We start from the raw sequence: 15,166 nt of genomic DNA on the forward strand, positions 1-15,166 counted from the left end.
AAAAACAGTTTTACCCCTATGAGTAATTTTTATTGTGTGATGAACGTGGCAAAAGCAAGTGAGGGAAATAACCGCTTTTTCAGCCTGATTTCAGGATGGCTTATGCATAACGCCTGCGTTGGCTATGCGTTTTATTTATGGGAGTGCTCCGCCCGGGCGGGCGGAGCGGTTAGCTTAAGGTATCTATCCACTCGCTCTGGCGCGGGTTCTGGCGGCGGTAGCAGTGCACCGAAACCGAAAGCTGCACAAGGTCGGTAAAGACCATCGGGTCGAGCTGGATCTGCTTTTTGATCTGCGCCAGCCGGTAGGCGAGGGTATTGCGGTGAATGCCAAGCTGCTGGGAGGTTTTCCCCACCTCGGCGTTGTTGTTGATAAAGCAGTCGAGGGTGTCGAGCAGCGCCTCGCCGGAGTCATGCTCCAGCAGCTGGCGCACGTTGTTGTTGAAGAAGTTGAACATGTAGCTGTTTTCCAGCACCCGGAACAGGCAGAGCATCGCCATTTCGCGAAAGTAGTAAATTTGCCGCTGCGGCTGCACCTTGCTGCCCACCTCAATCACCGAGCGGGCGAACTGGATCGCTTCGCGGATGTCCGGCGCGCTGTCCGCCCGCACGCCCACGCCGATGTGGTAGTGGCTTATCTGGTTGCTGAGGATAAACCCGATCCGCCCGAGCAGCGCCTCCTGATCCTCTTTCACCGATCCTAAAATCAGGATCTCGTTGCTGCCGAGCAGGATCACCTCTTTCACGCCCGGCTGTTGCGAAAACTCGCTCAGCAAGGTGCCCAGCACGTCGCTTAAGTGCTGCTGCGCCACTTCCACCATCACCACTACCGGCACAACAGGCGTGGCGAGCGTAAAGCCCAGCTCCGCAAGGCGCTTTAGCGCCTCTTCGCCCTGCGGCGCTTCGCCATGCTCCAGATACTGGGCAAACAGCGTGTCGCGCAGGCGCTGGCGCCAGTTCACTTCACGCATTTCCAGCGACTGGCGCACCAGCAGTTCAGCGGTGAGAATAGCCAGCTCCGCGTAGCGGCTGATGACCGTCGGGTCGCCGCTGACGCCCACCACCATCACCACCTGGTCATCCACGATAATGGGATGATTGATGCCCGGATGCACATTCGCAAAGCGCGCCGCTTGCGCGGCATTGTGAATGCTGATGCGTTTGCCGGTGCGGATCACCTCGCGGGCGATCTCATGCTGCTCGCCAAGGCGGTGCCGTTCGCCAGAGGCGATTATCTGCCCCCGGTGATCAATCACGTTAACGTTGTGATGAATAATCGCCATCGCCCGGGCGACAATCTCATTGGCCAGCGCCGTAGTAATAATCATGCAGATGTCCGCCCGTTCTGGTCAGGCCCTCGCCCGCCTGCGCGGGCGGAGCGAGGGGTCAGGTCTTCTCTTCGCCTGCGCCGGGCAGGCGTTGCTCTTAATGGCTGTGGCGCGGCGTTTTATCTACCGTCATCAGCTGCAACAGCACGCCGAGCAGCGCGCAGCCCGCCATGGTGAAGAAGGTGTAGACGTAGCCGGTGACGCTCTCCCAGCCGCCGCCAAGCTGAATCAGCCAGCCCATCAGCAGCGGCGAAATCCCGCCGCCGATAAACATGGCGGTGGTGATAATGCCGTTAGCGGTGGAGGTGGCGCTCTCTTCGGCGGAGTCTGAAGCCATCGCGTAGTAAATCGGCCATACCGCGTTCGCCACCAGCCCGAAAAAGAGTTGAATGGCGACGAGACGCGGCATATTGGTGGCGAAGTAAAACAGCGCGATGCCGACGCTCATCCACAGACCGCATAAAATCAGGGTGCGCTTGCGCCCCAGACTGTCGGACAGCCACGGCCAGATAACCTGGCCAAGCGTACCGGTAAGGGTAAAGATAATGCTAAGCCCGGCGGAAGCGGCAAGTGAAAGCCCGGAAACGTGATACAGATACGGCGGCAATACCACATTAATGCCCATGTAGACGATTTGCGTCAGCAGCGTGTTGCCGGCAGTGAGCGAAATATTACGGTTGCGCAGTGTTTTGACGAAGGTCTTCATGCCGTCGCCTTTTTGCACGCTGTTGCTCTCAAGCGCCGCCGGGCGGGTAAAGCCCTGTTCGTCCATGTGGTTATAGAGCGTGTTGATGCGTGCGGCGGTGGAGTATTTCGCCCAGAAAATCATCAGCGGAATGGCAACGACCAGCGCCACCAAAAAGCAGTAGCGCCAGTTGCCTTCGCCGAAAGTGGTAAGCACGATGCTCGCCACCACGCCGCTTAACAGCGCGCCAATCGGGTAGCCGGTGTGATGCACGCCAAGCGCGAAACCGCGTTTTTCTTTCGGCCACCATTCGGCGGTGTTGCTCACGCCCACCGGCTCGCCCCAGCCCGCGCCGAGGTTTACCCCCACGCGCAGCAGCACGAAGCTCGTCAGCCCGTGGCTTATCGCCTTAATGCCGGAAATAAACGAGAGCGCGGTGTAGCCCAGCACCAGCGGCACCTGGAAGCGGGCGCGCTTCCAGCCGGAGCCGTAGCGGTCGCTCCAGACGGAGCCGGGAATATCAAGCACCGCCAGCGCCACCATAATCAGCGCCACGATATTGCCCCACTGCTCGGGCGAGAGCGAAAATTCACGGGAGATAACCGGGCCTAAGCGCAGGATCATCTCGCGGTCGTAGGCGTTCAGTACCCAAATCAGCCAGCAGACCAGTAACGAAACCCAGGAAAAACGATGTATAGCTTGCCGTTTCCCGCGTTTTGCCGCTGCGGGAGAAGAATTAATGATGCTCATGTTGTTGTCTCCACGACCCGCTTTTATGCGGGCCGCTGATGGTCAGGGTCAGAGTTAAGCGCCGCGTATTAGGTTTGTTTTTCGCGGCGAGCAAGTTAACCGGCGAAGCGGCGCTCGGGCACGCCGGTAATGCCTAAGCCGTAAATCGCAAACAGGCTGCCGCGCGGCTGGTTATCTTCCGGGAAGCGCGGCAGGGGCGGCTGCGCCATGGAGGTGACGTAAAGCACGTCGAGGTTTTCGCCGCCGAACATCACGCTGGTCACTTTCTTAACCGGCATGGTGATGATGCGGTCCACTTCGCCGTCCGGCGTATAGCGCACCAGCTTGCCGGCGTAGACCAGCGCGTTCCACAGGTAGCCTTCGCTGTCCACCGTGGCGCCGTCCGCCGCGCCGCCTTCGCTGCGGTCCACTTTGCAAAAGACCCGCTCGCGGGAAATGTCGCCCGTGGCGGCGTGGTAATCCCAGGCGCGAATTTCGCCCGTCCAGGTGTCGGCGAAGTAAAAGGTCTCGCCGCCGGGGCTCCAGCAGGGCGCGTTAGAGCAAATGATGTTGCGCTCAAGCGTGTGCAGCGAGAGGTCGGCGTCCAGCCGGTAGAGCGCGCCGCTCGGCTCCTCTTCGCGCATGTCCATCGAGCCAAACAGAAAGCGTCCCTGGCGGTCAACCTTGCCATCGTTTAAGCGGTTATGCGGTTTATCCGCTTCCGGGTTGTGCAGCAGTTCCAGCTCGCCGCTTGCGAAATCAAGCAGATGCACGCCGTGCTGAAGCGCCACCACCGCCCCTTCGCCATTCTGGCGCAGCGCCATAGAGCCAATTTTTTGCCGCACGTCCCAGCTTTTTATCGCGCCGCCCTGCGCGTTGCAGGAGAAAACGCGCCCGTCCTGGCTGTCCACCCAGTAGAGCCTTTGCTGCTCCACGTCCCAGACCGGGCTTTCGCCAAGCCGGGTTTTTAAATCAATCAATACCTCAATACGCATGGCGTTCTCCAGGTTCAGATTTTTTCGCCGCGCGCCACCGGGCCTGCGGCAAGGGAAGAGGCGGGGCGGCTGCGGATAAGCGTCGCCACCAGCGCGCCGATAACCAGCAGCCCGACGGCGAACCACAGGCCGGACGTGGGCGAGCCGGTGCGGTCTTCGAACGCGCCGAGGATAAACGGCCCGAGAAAACCGCCGCACAGGCCAAGGCAGTTAAGCAGGCCAAAGCTGCCCGCCAGCAGGCTGCCGCTCATAATGGAAGGCAGCCAGCTAAAGATGATGGATTGCACGGCGAAGAACATAAACGCGGTAACAGAGAAGCCGATCATGGCGACAGAAGGGCCGCCCGTCGCGCCAATTGCCATGCCCACCGCCATCACCAGATACCCCACCATTAACATGCGCCGCGAGCGGCCCTCCGTGCGGGCGAAACGGGGCAGCAGCACGCCGCCGCAGGCAGCGGCAATCCACGGAATGGCGGTCAGCAAGCCGACCTGGAGCGGCGACAGATCGCCCCAACTGCCGATAATGCCCGGCAGGAAGTAGCTCAGCCCGTAAACCGAGAACTGGTGGGCGAAGTAAACCAGCACCAGCAGCAGGAACACGCGGGTGGCGAGCGCCTTTTTCAGTGAGAAAGAGGAGGGGGCGTGGTTCGCCTCGCGCGCTTCGCGGGCAAGGGTGGTTTCGATAAATTCCACGTCCTGTTTATCGAGCCACTTCGCGTCGGCGGGTTTGTCCGGCAGCACGCGCCAGACCACGAACGCCAGCGCCACGGCCGGCAAGCCTTCGATAAAGAACATCCACTGCCAGCCCGCCCAGCCCGCAATGCCGTCCATATTCAGCAGCAAGCCGCCAAGCGGCGCGCCGATAATATTGGCGAAGCAAACGCCGAGCAGGAACAGACCGGTGGCTTTGGCGCGCTCTTCGCGGCCAAACCAGAGCGTTAAATAGTAAATAATGCCGGGATAAAGCCCCGCTTCGGCGGCACCGAGCAGCAGGCGCATGGCGTAGAAAGACCACGGGCCGGTGACGAAGGCCATGGCGCAGGAGATTAGCCCCCAGGTTATCATGATGCGGGCTATCCAGCGCCTGGCGCCAATCTTCGCCAGAAAGAGGTTGCTTGGGATTTCAAGCACCGAATAGGTCAGGAAGAACAGCCCCGCGCCCAGGCCAAACGCCGTGGCGGAGAGGCCCAGATCCACCGACATGCTGGCTTTCGCCATGCCGATATTGGTGCGATCGATAAAGCTGATGATGTACGCCACGATCAACAACGGCAGCAGGTGGCGGTAGATCTTTTTGTGGGTGATGCGCGCCTGCGCCCCGCCCGTCGGCTTTTCATTTATTGCGGACATGGTTACTATTCTCCCGTTGTAACGGTCAAAGACCTTTGCCGGGATCGGCGAGATCCCGCTGTGTCAGCTCACGTTGTCGCAGGGGCGATGACCCGCACGACGTCCCGGCCCGATGCCCCACATCGGGCCGTTCTTCTTAAGCGCCTTCGCGCTCGAACAGCATGGAAATCCCTTGTCCGCCGCCGATGCACATGGTCACAAGCCCGGTGCGCGCGCCGCTGCGTTCCATCTCATACATCAGTTTCACCGGCAGGATGGCCCCGCTCGCGCCCACCGGATGACCAAGCGCGATAGCGCCGCCGTTAACGTTCACCCGCGCCGGATCAAGCTTCAGATCGTTCATTACCGCCAGCGCCTGGGCGGCGAACGCTTCGTTCAGCTCGATCAGATCGACCGACTGAATATCCAGGCCAAGCTTGTCCATCAGGCGGCGGGTGGAAGGCGCCGGGCCAAAGCCCATGATCTCCGCGCCGCAGCCCGCCACCGCCCAGCCTTTGATGCGCATGCGCGGCGTTAAGCCCCGCTTTTCCGCCTGCTCGCGGGTCATTAAAACCAGCGCCGCCGCGCCGTCGTTAATGCCGGAAGCATTGGCCGCCGTCACCACGCCCTCTTTCTTAAAGGCCGGGCGCAGGGTCGCGAGCTTTTCGCGCGGGGTGTTGCGCGGATGCTCGTCGGTATCGAACAGGCGGGTCGCTTTCTTGCCGTCCGGCACCTCGATGCCGAGGATCTGCTCGCGGAAGTACCCTTCGCTAATCGCTTTCAGCGCTTTTTGCTGGCTGGACCAGGCAAAATCGTCCATCGCTTCGCGGCTGATGTTAAAACGCTCGGCCACGTTCTCCGCCGTCATGCCGTTGTGGTACGGCCCTTCGGGCCAGGTGAGGATAGAGATAAGACCATCTTCCAGCACGCCGTTGCCCATGCGGTAGCCGTCGCGCGCCTGGCGCAGGTAGTAAGGGAGCTGGGTCATGTTCTCGGTGCCGCAGGCCACCACCACGTTCGCCTGGCCGGTCTGGATAGCCATCATGCCGTCGGCAATCGCCTGCAAACCGGAGCCGCACTGACGGTTAACGGAGTAGGCGGTAGTCTCTTTCGGCAGCCCGGCGCGAAGCTGGCAGACGCGGGCGATAAAGCCGCTTTCCGCCACCTGGCCTACGTTGCCCACCACCACTTCATCCACCTCTTCAGGCGCGATGCCCGCGCGGGCGACCGCTTCGCGGATCACCGCCGCGCCCAGGTCATGCTGGTGGGTATGGGCGAAGCTGCCGTTAAAGGCGCCGATGGCGGTGCGAACGCCGCTGACAATCACAATATCGTTAGGCTGTTTCATCATTTCTCCTTACAGCACCATGCCGCCGCCGACGTTAATCACTTCACCGTTGATATAGCGCGCGCCGTCGCAGGCGAGGAACGCCACGCATTCGCCCACGTCTTTCGCTTCGCCTGCGAAGCCCGCCGGGATCTTGTTGATCATCATCTCCCACACTTTTTCCGGCACGCCGCGGGTCATGTCGGTGTCGATAAAGCCCGGACAGATGGCGTTTACCGTTACTCCTTTTCTGGCAAGTTCCCGGCAGGCGGTTTTGGTCATCCCCACCACGCCCGCTTTAGAGGCGGCGTAGTTGGTCTGCCCGACGTTGCCAAGCCAGCTTGCCGAGGCGATGTTGACGATGCGCCCATATCCGCGCTCGCGCATGCGGATAGCCGCCTGCTGCATGCAGAAAAAGGTGCCTTTGAGGTTGACGTCGATAACCGTGTCCCAGTCCGTTTCCGTCAGTTTGTGCAGCATGGCGTCGCGGTTAATGCCCGCGTTGTTGACCAGAATATCGACCTGGCCGAAGGCCGCTTCGGCCTGTTCGAACAGCGCCTCCACCTGCGCTTTGTTGGCAATATTGCAGGTGATGAACAGCGCCTCGTTGCCCCACTGGCGCAGGGCGGCGGCGGACTCTTCGCCGCGCGGGTCCATATCGGCGATGACAACCCGCGCGCCTTCGCGCGCAAGCACCTGGGCGATGCCAAAGCCGATGCCGCGGGCGGCGCCGGTCACAATGGCGGTTTTACCGGTGAGTTTCATTTTTCAGTTCCTTGCAGGTCAGGTTGTGGCTGACGAGAGAACGCGGCGGCGAGGCCGTAAGGCGGCTCGTCAAACAGCGCGCGCTCCATCACGGTTAATTTCGGATCGATAAGCGGGCGAAAGGCCATCTGCGCCAGTACGTCGCGCTCAAGGTCGATGCCCGGCGCAATCTCCACCAGCACCGGCCCTTCCGGGCGCAGCTCAAATACCGCGCGCTCGGTAACGTAATGCATCGTCTGGCCTTTTTTACGGGCCAGTTCGCCGTTGTAAGAGATCTGATCGACGGCGTTGACGAACTTGCAGACTTCGCCTTCCTGTACAATGCGCAGCGCGCCGTTTTCACAGGCGATCTCAAGCCCTTTGGCGGTAAACGACGAGCAAAACACCACGTGGCGGGCGTTCTGGGTGATGTCGATAAAACCGCCCGCGCCAGGGCAGGAAGCGCCAAGCCGCGTGGCGTTAACATGGCCTTGCGGGTCCATTTCCCCTGCGCCCATATAGGTGATGTCCACGCCCGCGCCGTTGTAGTAGAGCATCTGGTCCTGATGGCTAATCATGGCGGTTAAGTTGCGACCGATGCCGAAATCGGTGCCGCCCGCCTGCAAGCCGCCGTAGATGCCAGATTCCACGGTAATGGTGACGTCGTCGCCCACGCCTTCTTCGTGAATAATCGCGCCGATCACATCATTGGGAATGCCGGTGCCGAGGTTAATAACGCAGCCCGGCGTCAGGTAGCGGCAGGCGATGCGGCCAATCAGCTTGCGAAGGCTAAGCGGCAACGGGGCGCTTTCGCTCGCCGGCAGGCGGATATCGCCGCAAAGCGACGGGTCGAAGGCCCAGCCGGAGGTCTGGCGGTGGTCAGTCTCTGGTTCGTCGCAGACGACGATGGCGTCTATCAGCGTGCCGGGCACGGTAACGCTTTTCGGGTGCAGCGAGCCGCGCGCCACGCGGTATTTCACCTGCGCCAGCACCTTCGCGCCGTAGCGCTTCGCCGCCAGCACGGCAGGCAGCACTTCAAGCTTCATGGCTTCTTCATCGGTAGAGAGATTGCCGTCTTCGTCGGCGTGGGTGCCGCGCACAATCACCACGTCCAGCGGGATCGCGGGATAGAAGAGAAACTCTTCGCCGCGAAAGGTGTGGTGCTCGACGCGGTTTGGCTGCTCGCGGGTGCGGCGGTTCATGCGCCCGCCCTCAATGCGCGGGTCGACAAACGTGCCTAAGCCCACCTGGGAAAGCCGCCCCGGCAGACCGGCGGCCATCGCGCTGTAAAGATGCACCATCTGCCCCTGCGGCAGGCACCAGGCTTCCACGTCGTCGTTGTTGATCATCGCCATCCAGCGCGGCGCAAGGCCCCAGTGGGAGCCGATAATGCGCGTAACCAGCCCCGGATGGGCGAAATGCTGGTTGCCGCGCTGGCGGTCGCTCTGGCCTGCGGCGTGCACCAGCGTCAGGCCGCGCGGCGTGTTTTGCGCCAAAAAGCGCGCTTCAATCGCTTTGAGTATCGATTCCGCCGCGCCGATAAGCGTCATGCCGACGGTGCAGACCGTATCGCCGTCTTTGATAAGGCGCGCGGCTTCCTGGGCGCTGATAAAGGTCGTTTTCACGCTTTCTCCTCCGGGGACAAATAAGGAATATGCTCAGCAAGGCGCGCCCGCAGCTGACGCTTGCTGATTTTGCCGTTATGGGTGCGCGGCAGGGTGCGGGTGAAAATAATGCGCGCCGGCAGCTTAAAGCGCGCCACCTTCGCCTTCAGCCAGCCCAGAATCTCTTCGCTGGTCAGGCTTTGCTGGCTGTCGGCGACGATAAACGCCACCGGCTCTTCGCCGTAAACCGGGCTTGGCGCCGGGATAACCGCCACCTCTTTCACGCCCCGGTAGGTGGACAGAATGTTTTCAAGCTCAATGGAATAAATTTTCTCGCCGCCGCGGTTAATCATGTCTTTGCTGCGATCTTTAATGAAAAGAAAGCCATCTTCGTCGAGATAACCGATATCGCCGGTATTGAACCAGCCTTCTGCGTTACAGGCGGGGCGGCGCTCGCTACGCTGCCAGTAGTCGCTTACCACCACCGCGCCTTTAAGCCAGATATGGCCGATGTGACCGGGGCCGAGCGGTTTTTGCTCATCGTCGCAAACGGCTATCTCAAGGCCCGGGATCGCCTGGCCGGAACTGCCGGTTTTCGCGCTGCCCCAGACATCCTGCGGGAAGATAGTGGCGGGGGAGGTGGTCTCGGTAAGGCCGTAAATCGGGTGAATGGCGGTGCGGGGAAAGCACTCTTTAAGCTCGCGCACCAGTCCCTCATTAAGATGCCCTGCGCCGCAGGCGACGGCGCGCAGCGTCGGCCAGGTTTGCGGCACGCTCTCGCTCTGCGCCTTCGCCGCCTGGCAAAGCAGAATAAAGACCGTGGGCGAGCCATGCAGAAAGGTGATGCCCTGCTCGCGCACGGTGTTCATGACTTCTGCTGCATTAAAACGCAGTTGCAGCCAGATGGCGGCGCCCAGGTATACAAAGAGCGCCAGCAGGGCGGAGAGGCCGGTAATGTGGTAAATCGGCACCGCCAGCACGGTGCTGTCGTCTTCGCCCAGCGACAGCCCGTGCGCATAGGCCTCAACGGCGCTAAGCAGGTTGCCATGCGTGATGACCGCGCCTTTCGGCTCGCCCGTCGTGCCGGAGGTAAACATAATAATGGCGGCGTCGTCGCGGCTCAGGCTCGCCTCTTGCGCAAGCGTTGCAGCTGGCAGCACAAGCGCTTGCCATTCGCTCAGCGACACGCAGCGCGCCCCCTGGGTACGCGACAGCCAGTCCTGGCCGTTAGCGTCAAAAAAGACCGCCTGCGGCGCAATGTGCGCCACCAGCCCTTCGCCTTCCTCCTGCTTGAGCTTGGTGCTGAACGGCACCACCTCAATGCCAAGGCCCATAGCGGCGAAGAAAATCTCGCAAAAGGCGGGGCGGTTGCCGAAGGCAAGCACGATGCGGTCGCCTTTGTGCAATGACCAGACGCTGGAAAGCTGCGCCATGGTCTGCTGAACGCGCTGGTGAAAATCGCGGTAGCGGTAACGCTCGTTTTCAAATGCCAGCGCCAGCGCGTCCGGGCGGCGCTCCGCGCTGCGGCGCAGGGCCTGATAGAGGTTCTGAAAGTCGGCGCAGCTGCTGCTCATGGGTCTCTCCTGACAAAGCTCGGTGGCAATGCCAGCAGTCTAGGGTAGAGAAGCAGGGGCAAGTTGCGGGCTTATTCACAACAAAAAATCAACAAAACAACATCATCATTGTAACTTGGCACAATGCGGCGCGAGCAGGGTCATGGTTTTTGGGAGAAGGCAAAGCACAGCGCCAGAAACGTTGCAAAAGCCCGTTATTTAAATGCGGCATAACTCGCAGGTCACGACAATTTATTTTGCGCCCTGAATTTGGGTTAAGTATTATTTTCGGGAAGGCGCTAAGGCTTTCTTATATTTTAAGGAGATAATATAAAATGGCTTTTGATGAATTTGATGGGTTTTGATCGAGTTAATTATTCAAAGGCGGGTTACCCCCGCCTTTTTTATAGATGAATAAATAATTATGGAAACCAGTAATTCACACTTAATCAACAATGTTCTCGTATTTATCGGCGTTATTGTTGCAACGATAACTATTATTTATAACGTTCGTACGGCTAAAAAAACGCAAACGGCCATTTTTCTTTTCGCAAGCAGAAAAGATCAGCAGTATCTTGAAGCGCTTCATATTCTGAAAAAGGTACACTTTTCCGGTAAATCCTTTCGGTCGTATGTTTTTTCGTCCCATGAGGCGCCTGTCACGCCCGAAATATTGAATGAGCGACGTAAGCTGCAATACATCCTTAACTTTTATGAGCGGGTCGCTGTCAGCCTCCGGGAGGGGATATACGATGAAAATATGATTAAACGCACGTCGTATGCCACTGTGATGGAAACATGGGATATTGCAGAGCCTTTAGTGAAAGCGGTAAGGGAACATATTCATTCCGATACCACCTGGCAGGAGTTTGAATGGCTGGTAAGCCGATGGCGGAAAGCACCCTTAAAAAGACACCGTTAAGACAAGCCCGCGGCTGGTCAGAATGTATTGCTTCACTATTTTTATTCCTGATTCGCGTTACCGCTTTCATTATTTACCCGACGTTTTTAGCGCGCCGCATAAATAATAAATAGATGAGCGCGTAATAAAAGGCGGCCGTAGCCGCCATGAATCGGGTTTATTACGCTTTCGGCGCCAGCGCGGCGAAAGCGGCGCGAATTTCCGCTTCCGGCAACTCAAGGCCGATAAAGACAATGGTACTCTGGCGCGTTTCTTCCGGCGCCCATTCGCGGTCCCAGTCGGCGCTGTAAAGACGCTGCACGCCCTGAAAAAGCAGCCGACGCGGCGCATCTTCGATATAGAGCATTCCCTTATAGCGCAGCAGACGGTCGGCGAAATCCAGCAGCAACCCTTCCATGGTGCGCGAAACGGCATCCAGCGCCAGCGGGTAGTCGAGGTTCACAACGATAGAGCCTACGGCGTTTTGCACAGGGGCGACAAAATGAAAACGCGGCGCCTTTTCAACAATGCGTTCTTCCAGCATAAAACCCTGCACGTTGAAAAGCAGACCGAGGTCGATTTCGCCATGAACGACGGTATAAACCGGCGCGCGGGCGTTGATGCGCGCAAGCCTTGCCAGCAGCGCATCGTTTTCACCCGCCACATCCGTTTTGGTAAGCAGAATGCGGTCGGCATAGCCAATCTGCGATTGCGCCAGAGTGAACTGGTTCATCTGCTGGTCTGCATGTACGGCGTCCACAAGGGTAATCACCCCGTCTAACAGGTAGCGCTCGCAAAGCGTTTCGTGGGCGAAAAAGGTTTGAATAATGGGGCCGGGGTCCGCCATGCCGGTGCACTCAATCACCAGCCTGTCGAAGTTGATTTCGCCGCTGTCGCGCTTTTCGAGCAGGTCGAGCAGCGCGTCTTCCAGCTCATTCGACCGGCTACAGCAGATGCAGCCGTTGCTCAGGGTTTTAATCTGCGTGGCGCGATCGCCGATAATCGCGTTATCAATCGGCACTTCGCCAAATTCGTTTTCGATAACCGCAATTTTCTGGCCGTGGTCGGCCTCAAGAATATGGCGCAGCAGCGTGGTCTTGCCCGCGCCGAGAAAGCCGGTTAACAGCGTTACCGCTACAGGTTGCATCATCTCTCTCCCGTTAATTTCAGCAGCAACGCATGCCGCCTTTGCCACTCCCGCCGTAGCGCGCCTGCTGACGCTCCTGGAAGAACTCATCGTAAGTCATGTAAGGCTTATCGGGGTGGTTTTCTTTCATATGTTGCACATAGGTATCGTAGTCCGGAATACCAATCAACATGCGGGCCGCCTGACCCAGGTATTTTGCCGCTTCGCCTAATTGACCAAACATGGTTGTATCCTGAAAAAGCATGCGCCCCGCAGGTAGCGGGGCGCATGAAGGTTGTGATTAATGACCGGAGGAGATTTTCACCCCTTCAGCTGGCACCGGCACATACGGCGTCTCTTTCGCCACCGGCTTGTCGGCGCGCAGCGCTTTCATCGCGGTGCGAATGCCGTAGAAGAGAATGCTGTAAACCACGATCAGGAAGAGAATGCTCAACCCGGCGTTGGTGTAGTTGTTAACAATGATGTGGTTCATGTTGGCAATCTGCTGTTCGGTCAGCTCTGCGCCGCCCGCCAGGATGCGTGCTTTATACTCGCCCGCCATGTAGAAGAAGCCTTCCATTTGCGGGTTGGTGCTGAACAGCTTCAGGCCCAGCGCCCAGGTAGTGCAGATAAGCAGCCAGATTGCAGGCAGCACGGTTACCCAGATGTACTTCGTGCGTTTCATCTTCACCAGCACGACGGTGCCAAGCATCAGCGCGACAGACGCCAGCATCTGGTTAGAGATACCGAACAGCGGCCACAGGCTCTTCACGCCGCCCAGCGGATCCACCACGCCCTGGTAAAGCAGGTAGCCCCACAGGCCCACGCAGCCCGCTGTGCCCACGATGCCGGCAATCAGCGAATCGGTTTTTTTCAGGAACGGCACAAAGTTGCCCACCAGGTCCTGGAACATAAAGCGGCCCGAGCGGGTGCCTGCGTCCAGCGCGGTGAGGATAAACAGCGCTTCAAACAGAATGCCGAAGTGATACCAGAAGCCCATATCGGCCGCCGGAAGGATTTTGTGGAACACGTGCGCAATACCCACAGCCAGCGTCGGCGCGCCGCCTGCGCGGTTCAGCACGGAAGGCTCGCCGATGTCCTTCGCGGTTTGCAGGATTTGATCGGGCGAGATGACAAAGCCCCAGGAGCTGACCGTGGCCGCGGCATGAGCGGTAACATCCTGCAACTGCGCCATAATCGCCGGGCCGTTGGCGCTGCCCAGCTCATGCAGGTTCGGCATAGTGAAGCCGAGGCCCGCAGGCGGGGTATTCATTGCAAAGTAGAGGCCCGGTTCGATAATAGACGCCGCAACCAGCGCCATCACCGCCACGAAAGATTCCATCAGCATCGCGCCATAACCGATAAAACGCGCATCGGTTTCACTGGCGAGCAGTTTCGGCGTGGTGCCGGAAGCAATCAGCGCATGGAAGCCGGAAACCGCGCCACAGGCGATGGTGATAAAGAGGAACGGGAACAGCGCGCCTTTCCACAGTGGGCCGGTGCCATCAATAAATGGCGTTACGGCCGGCATTTTTAACTGCGGATTGAGGATCAGGATGCCCACCGCCAGGCCGACAATCACGCCGATTTTCAGGAAGGTGGCGAGGTAGTCGCGCGGCGCGAGGATAAGCCACACCGGCAGCAGCGCGGAGATAAACGCATAGCCAATCAGCGCATAGGTGATGGTGGTGTCTTTAAAGGTCAGCGCCGGGCCCCAGTACGGGTCAGCAGCAATGACGCCGCCAAACCAGATGGAGGCCACCAGCAGTACGATGCCGATAACGGAAACTTCGCCCACGCGGCCCGGGCGCAGGAAGCGCATGTAAATACCCATAAACAGCGCGATAGGCACCGTCGAGCAGACGGTAAAGACGCCCCAGGGGCTTTCCGCCAGCGCCTTCACCACAATCAGCGCCAGCACCGCCAGGATGATGATCATGATAAGGAAACAGCCGAACAGCGCGATGGTGCCAGGAACCGGACCCATCTCCTCTTTGATCATCTCGCCAAGCGAAGCGCCGTTGCGGCGGGAAGAGATGAACAGCACCATGAAATCCTGCACCGCGCCTGCCAGCACCACGCCTGCCAGCAGCCAGAGCGTGCCGGGCAGGTAGCCCATCTGGGCCGCCAGCACCGGCCCGACCAGCGGGCCTGCGCCTGCGATGGCGGCGAAGTGGTGGCCGAACAGCACATAGCGGTTGGTCGGCACGTAGTTCAGGCCGTCATTATTAATGACCGCCGGGGTGGAGCGCGTCGGGTCGAGCTTCATGACCTTCTGCGCGATGTAAAGGCTGTAATAGCGGTAGGCCACCAGATAGACGGAGACTGAAGCCACTACGATCCATAGCGCGCTTACGCTCTCGCCGCGCCGCAGGGCGACAATAGAGAGGCAAAACGCACCGATTATTCCCAGGACGAGCCAGGGCAAGTGCTTAAGAAGTGTTTTCGCGTTCATGGAAGAACCTGTTTGTCAGTCGTCGATACAGGCGCGGCAGCTACCCATCACCGCGCCGGAGGTAAGAAAAAAAGCGGCTTTTGCCATGCTGCTTATGATGACAAAACGACCGGGGCGCGGGGTTGAGAAATCCTTAAGCGGCGCTATAGCTACCCTGAATGGTCGTATAGCGCGGCAAACGGTTAGCGGGTGGGAAAGCAGGGCTGATTAATGTGATTCATATCACGCGAAAAGGTGTTAAAACGCGCCGGAAATGGCGCGAAAAGATGGTTATGGTTTCTTTTAGGAAATTGCCAGGGAGGAGGGTGGCTTGCGGCTGGCTGAAAAAGGCGGCGTCTGCCGCTTCCTCAGCGCTTAAATTTCGCAAACAGCCATGAATATGCTGGTCG

The 15,166-nt window shown here is 59.3% G+C and carries 12 protein-coding genes; 1 reads left to right on the forward strand and 11 read right to left on the reverse strand.

What is annotated here, in order from left to right; all coding sequences use genetic code 11:
- Positions 1–169: 169 nt before the first annotated feature.
- From DW56_RS06360 to DW56_RS06395, 8 genes are all read right to left on the reverse strand, one after another.
- Positions 170–1,327 carry a CdaR family transcriptional regulator gene (locus tag DW56_RS06360; RefSeq protein WP_024554706.1) on the reverse strand — a complete coding sequence of 386 codons (1,158 nt, stop codon included), beginning with the start codon at positions 1,325–1,327 and terminating at the stop codon, positions 170–172.
- A 97-nt stretch (positions 1,328–1,424) separates the two neighbouring features.
- Positions 1,425–2,762, reverse strand: coding sequence for an MFS transporter (locus DW56_RS06365; protein WP_024554707.1), 1,338 nt, complete (start codon positions 2,760–2,762; stop codon positions 1,425–1,427).
- Between the two features lie 95 nt (positions 2,763–2,857).
- Entirely contained in the window at positions 2,858–3,736 is an 879-nt protein-coding gene (locus tag DW56_RS06370) for an SMP-30/gluconolactonase/LRE family protein (protein ID WP_024554708.1), read from the reverse strand.
- A gap of 14 nt (positions 3,737–3,750) precedes the next feature.
- Positions 3,751–5,088, reverse strand: coding sequence for an MFS transporter (locus DW56_RS06375; RefSeq protein WP_024554709.1), 1,338 nt, complete (start codon positions 5,086–5,088; stop codon positions 3,751–3,753).
- A 136-nt stretch (positions 5,089–5,224) separates the two neighbouring features.
- The gene (locus DW56_RS06380) at positions 5,225–6,415 is read right to left on the reverse strand and encodes a thiolase family protein (protein WP_024554710.1); all 1,191 of its coding nucleotides are present in this window, start codon (positions 6,413–6,415) and stop codon (positions 5,225–5,227) included.
- Positions 6,416–6,424: 9 nt separating this feature from the next.
- The gene (gene fabG, locus DW56_RS06385) at positions 6,425–7,159 is read right to left on the reverse strand and encodes a 3-oxoacyl-ACP reductase FabG (RefSeq protein ID WP_024554711.1); all 735 of its coding nucleotides are present in this window, start codon (positions 7,157–7,159) and stop codon (positions 6,425–6,427) included.
- Positions 7,156–8,763: an acyl CoA:acetate/3-ketoacid CoA transferase gene (locus DW56_RS06390; protein ID WP_024554712.1), complete on the reverse strand. Its 1,608-nt coding sequence runs from the start codon at positions 8,761–8,763 to the stop codon at positions 7,156–7,158. Before DW56_RS06390 ends, fabG begins: the two co-directional genes overlap by 4 nt.
- Entirely contained in the window at positions 8,760–10,316 is a 1,557-nt protein-coding gene (locus DW56_RS06395; RefSeq protein ID WP_024562288.1) for a class I adenylate-forming enzyme family protein, read from the reverse strand. The genes DW56_RS06390 and DW56_RS06395 overlap by 4 nt, the downstream gene beginning before the upstream one ends.
- A 403-nt stretch (positions 10,317–10,719) precedes the next feature.
- Between DW56_RS06395 and DW56_RS06400 the strand changes: the two genes are divergently transcribed.
- A complete protein-coding gene (locus tag DW56_RS06400) occupies positions 10,720–11,217 on the forward strand; it encodes a DUF4760 domain-containing protein (RefSeq protein WP_024554593.1) in 498 nt (165 codons plus the stop codon).
- Positions 11,218–11,377: 160 nt separating this feature from the next.
- Here the strand turns inward: DW56_RS06400 and yjiA are convergent, their stop codons facing one another.
- The 3 genes from yjiA to DW56_RS06415 are packed head-to-tail and all read right to left on the reverse strand — an operon-like array spanning position 11,378 to position 14,777.
- Positions 11,378–12,343, reverse strand: coding sequence for a GTPase (gene yjiA, locus DW56_RS06405; RefSeq protein ID WP_024554592.1), 966 nt, complete (start codon positions 12,341–12,343; stop codon positions 11,378–11,380).
- Between the two features lie 19 nt (positions 12,344–12,362).
- Positions 12,363–12,566, reverse strand: a complete 204-nt coding sequence (locus DW56_RS06410; protein WP_024554591.1) for a YbdD/YjiX family protein — start codon at positions 12,564–12,566, stop codon at positions 12,363–12,365.
- Between the two features lie 57 nt (positions 12,567–12,623).
- Entirely contained in the window at positions 12,624–14,777 is a 2,154-nt protein-coding gene (locus tag DW56_RS06415; protein WP_024554590.1) for a carbon starvation CstA family protein, read from the reverse strand.
- Positions 14,778–15,166: the final 389 nt, after the last annotated feature.

The sequence above is a fragment of the Franconibacter helveticus LMG 23732 genome (assembly GCF_000463115.2).
In the GTDB taxonomy this organism is placed as follows: domain Bacteria; phylum Pseudomonadota; class Gammaproteobacteria; order Enterobacterales; family Enterobacteriaceae; genus Franconibacter; species Franconibacter helveticus.